The organism is Psychrobacter sp. (assembly GCF_049295055.1).
Lineage (GTDB): Bacteria > Pseudomonadota > Gammaproteobacteria > Pseudomonadales > Moraxellaceae > Psychrobacter.
This window is the reverse complement of the sequence record NZ_JBAQQF010000070.1, coordinates 1-4,397: the sequence shown is the minus strand read 5'-3', so window position 1 is coordinate 4,397 and position 4,397 is coordinate 1. Positions and strand designations below refer to the sequence as shown.

Genomic DNA, 4,397 nt, shown 5'->3' with positions numbered 1-4,397 from the left:
TTTTTATTAATTGCTAGAAAAAAACTTACAGAAGTTAAGATCACTAACCTTGATTTTAGCGACCTTATAAATGCACCTACGAACAATGGCAAAGTTTTGCTCTATTTAGATCCGCCTTATTATGATGCAGACACAAAGAGAGCTTATATACACCCTTTTGATGAAGCTGAGCATAAAAGACTGGCATCACTATTAAAAGAAACTGAACACTATTTCTGTCTTTCGTATGACGACTGTGAAGCCATAAGAGAGTTATACGATTGGGCTTATATATATGAAAGAAGTTGGTTTTATAATACGGCCAACACCAAGGACTCTAGGATGGTTGGAGACGAGTTAATAATTACTAACTACCCTGTTAAAACGTAAGAAAACCTACATCCTAAATTTTTCTAATTCAGAATAATAGAACTTTTGTACACTTTTTAGGCGATTATTAAATTTAGGATGAAATTGTAGATAAGAAACTGGTATTTTATAGAATTCCCATGACAAATTATCACTCAATGGTATTTTATTGCATATACTCACGATTGTTGGATCAACAGCTAATAACAAATAATCAAAGTCTGCTACTAAATAAAGCCTGCTTTGTGTGGGATGATCATTTACCCTACCTCTAGTCAGCTGAGTTTCAGTTCCTAAAATAGGGTCTTCTAGATCTAGTTTACAATTTCCTATAGATAAGCCCTTCATTTGTAAAAACAGGTATTGGCTTCCATCTTCTATGACAAAATCGGCTTTATCATAGCGAGGTCTACCTGTTACTTTAGGGTCTTGTATATGCAAGTTTATTTTAGCAGCATACTTTTCAAACGCATACTCTCTAGCAAAACCTTTAATCGCCATATCCCAAACTCTAAAGTTACTTTTATTTATAATTGTATTAACAATCACTTCTGTAGTAACACCGCACTTTTTTACAGTTTCTGGCAAAATTTCATTATTATTTGGATAAAGCTCTAATATAGACTCAGGATTAACACTGACACCTAGTTTATGGAAAGCATTAATACCATCAGTATTTGTAAGATCAATTGAAAAAGGACTTTTAATTCTACTAATGTTATCGTTAGTAGAGACCAGTGGCAGTTGAGATTTATGAAGGATTAAAAACTGTTGGGGATTGTAGGATATTAGGCCTACAAAGAAATCAGAGAAGCTAGAAAGTTTATGGTAATAACTCATTGATTCTTGTTCAGACTTAGCACCATGCGTTTTATGGGTTTTATACTGTGCTATTCCGTGCTTAGTTCCATTTTTATATGGGGTTTTTAATTGTAGCGTATGGCCGTTCACCACACGATCAATCGAGCTATCACCTCCCATCTCTTGCGATGAGTATCCATTTAAATATAAGACTTCATCAAAATAGGTTTCAAATGTGTGCCCTCTAACAGTTCGAAGAACTGGGCTATTTTGACTTAAAATCTGATCTAAACCATATGTATCTGTAGCCAATAGGTAGCATAAAAAATCAACCTTATCTTCTGTTGGTATCTCTGTAATGCTATTTACCTTATATAAATTAAGTAGATAATCAACAATTTCTTTCATTGAACTATTCTTAAGCATAAAAACCCTTATTAGGAAAGTTGGAGTACCTTGATAATCTCGAAGTCCATTTTGTTAGAATCGAGACTCTGAGCCAGAGTAATATATTGAATGACAAACAAAAGGCAGCAATAGGCTAATTAGGTTGATGTTGTGGATCAACCTAATAGGTACTTGACTAATATTGGATAATATATAGTCATAAATGTGAAAATGAGTCTAACATGATCAAGAAAAAAATTATAAACCAAAAAAAAAGCCCACAATACGTGGGCTTTTTTTTGGTTTATAATTTTTAGAAGGGTTGTTGCGGTCAAAACTGGTGTTTATTTGTTAGAAACAAATAAAATAGTGAGCCTTTCCTAAAAAGTGTGTAACTATTATTTAGATTGTAGAGAGACCATCCCAGATTCTGTGTAACTGACGTTTAGATTAAATACTTACACAAAATTTAGGAAGGTCTCTGATAAATTTACTTTAGCAATTGTGGACTTCTTTTTTGGCGCTCCCTTTTCCCGAACTGGGGTCATTTAGCAAACCTTCGATTCACTACTATCTAGCAGGATAAAACGTCTCTGCACCAGGGCCTACTGGCAGACCAAATACAAACACCCAGACGCAAAATAAAATAATCCAACCAACTAAGAACGCAATTGAATAAGGTAACATCATCGCCATAAGTGTGCCAACACCAGTATTTCTCTTATAACGAATAGCAACTGCCATAATGAGACCAAAATAGCTCATCATAGGGGTAATGATATTGGTAGTCGAATCTCCAATACGGTATGCGGCCTGTATCATCTCAGGCGCATAGCCAGTTAGCATTAGCATGGGGATAAATATTGGTGCTGTTACGGCCCATTGCGCAGATGCCGAACCAAGCATCAAGTTAACCACCGCACATATCAAGATAAAACCGATCAATAAGAAAGGACCTGTTAAACCAATATCGTTTAGGAAAGTTGCACCAGATACTGCCATTACAGAACCAAGGTTTGACCAATTAAAGAAGGCGGTAAACTGTGCTGCAAAAAAGACTAAGACGATATAAATACTGAGCGAGCTCATCGCATGGCTCATCGCATCTACTACATCTTGGTTGTTTTTTATGCTACCAGTAATCTTTCCATATATATAACCAGGTATGGCAAAGAACACAAAAATGAAGACAACGATACCCTTTAAAAATGGCGAACCTGACAACAGACCTGTCTCAGCATTACGCAGGATGCCGTCAGCAGGTACCACGGTCCAAGCCAATAATAAACAGAATACCAGCATGCTAATACCAGCCCAAAAAAGTCCTTTTTTCTCAATAGTAGATACGCGCTCAGCTTTGGTATCTAATACTGAGGGATCATCGGCGTCAGTAGGATTGTACTTACCAAGGCTTGGCTCGACGATTTTCTCGGTCACAAGATAACCCAAACCACTAATCAAAAAAGTACTCACCATCATAAAGTACCAGTTGGCTTCTGCCCCAACAGTGTAAGCTGGATCGATGATACGTGCCGCTTCTTGAGTAATCCCTGATAATAAAGGATCAACTGTGCCAAGTAATAGATTAGCGCTATAGCCACCAGATACCCCAGCAAATGCCGCAGCGATACCAGCCAATGGATGTCGACCAAGAGAGTGGAATATAACCGCAGCAAGTGGTATCAAAACCACATAACCAAGCTCAGCGGCCGTATTTGACATAATACCTGCGAACACAATAGTAAAGGTAACCATTTTCTTTGGCGCGTTTAACACTAGCCCACGTAGTGCGGCTGATATCATTCCAGAGCGTTCAGCGATACCAACACCAAGTAGTGCTACCAGCACCGTACCAAGTGGCACAAAACCAGTAAAATTGGTCACCAAGTTTTCAACAATACGAGCTAAGCCCTCGCCGTTTAATAAATTGACGACCTCAATAGTTCCATCAGCGCTACGGCCGCTTGCACCCTCTGGTCGTGGATCGATTACCGATATACCAAAGTAAGACAGTACTGCTGAAAGAACCAGTAAAAATACTGACATCCATACAAACAAAATAACAGGATGCGGTAGTAAATTACCGAGCCACTCTACTCCTTTTAAAAACCGCTGCATGCGCGAGTCTTGCTCTGCTGCATCAAAATTATTATGTGGCGGATTGCCATTTGGCGAGTTACTTCCTTGCATAGCCGATTATCTCCTTCAAGATTAAGTACTTTTGATGCGCTTAAAAGTGTATCAAAACACCGATAAAAGGTTATGATTGGAACATAATTGGAAAACAGAAACAAATAATTTTGTCTCATAAAACAAATTGTTTAGAATTTTGAGTAATAAATAACCCCAGTTCAGGAGAAGGGAGCGCCAAAAAAGACAAAAACAAGAAGTTCACAATTGCTAAAGTAGGTTTACCAAGACCAACTTATGCAAACAGGATTTCTTCCATGAACAACTTAACCGAACTATAATGCCTCTTGGTCAGCCATCAAAGCGCTTGAGCGCAAAAATAAAGAGCTCAAATAAGCCAACGAAACTATAAGGAACGCGGGCGCTTTTATGCCTAGGAGGAGATGGGCGGACCGCCCAAGTGATGGTTGATTTTATTAATGATCATAAGTTGTAATATGAGTTCGGGCCAATATTAAAGTACTACCGCCTGCTCCGTCACCCTATCACTTCACTATAATCTATTGTAAGTATGCCTATGACAAACCAATTTCACTGGTGCGGTTCCCTAGTGAGGACTTGAACGCTAAACTGTGGGTTAATGGTATTAACGTTTTAACTTGCTGAGATAAGCACAGTGTACTTCATGGTGTACTTACCACACATATTCTATTAGTGATTGGTGCGATTCA

3 protein-coding genes are annotated in these 4,397 nt (G+C 38.0%); 1 reads left to right on the top strand and 2 read right to left on the bottom strand.

Going from position 1 to position 4,397, the window contains the following annotated elements:
* A partial coding sequence (locus WAZ74_RS10530; RefSeq protein ID WP_422308256.1) for a DNA adenine methylase occupies positions 1-369 on the top strand: 369 nt, incomplete at its 5' end.
* Positions 370-375: 6 nt separating this feature from the next.
* Here WAZ74_RS10530 and WAZ74_RS10525 read toward each other — a convergent pair.
* Positions 376-1,557: a hypothetical protein gene (locus tag WAZ74_RS10525; protein ID WP_422308255.1), complete on the bottom strand. Its 1,182-nt coding sequence runs from the start codon at positions 1,555-1,557 to the stop codon at positions 376-378.
* A 549-nt stretch (positions 1,558-2,106) separates the two neighbouring features.
* Positions 2,107-3,726, bottom strand: a complete 1,620-nt coding sequence (locus WAZ74_RS10520; RefSeq protein ID WP_144298058.1) for an AbgT family transporter — start codon at positions 3,724-3,726, stop codon at positions 2,107-2,109.
* Positions 3,727-4,397 lie beyond the last annotated feature (671 nt).

What these genes read in the sequence shown, in the direction of transcription:
- WAZ74_RS10525 (WP_422308255.1), bottom strand. Translation starts at nt 1,557, where the DNA reads ATGAAAGAAATTGTTGATTATCTACTTAATTTATATAAGGTAAATAGC.
- WAZ74_RS10520 (WP_144298058.1), bottom strand. Translation starts at nt 3,726, where the DNA reads ATGCAAGGAAGTAACTCGCCAAATGGCAATCCGCCACATAATAATTTT.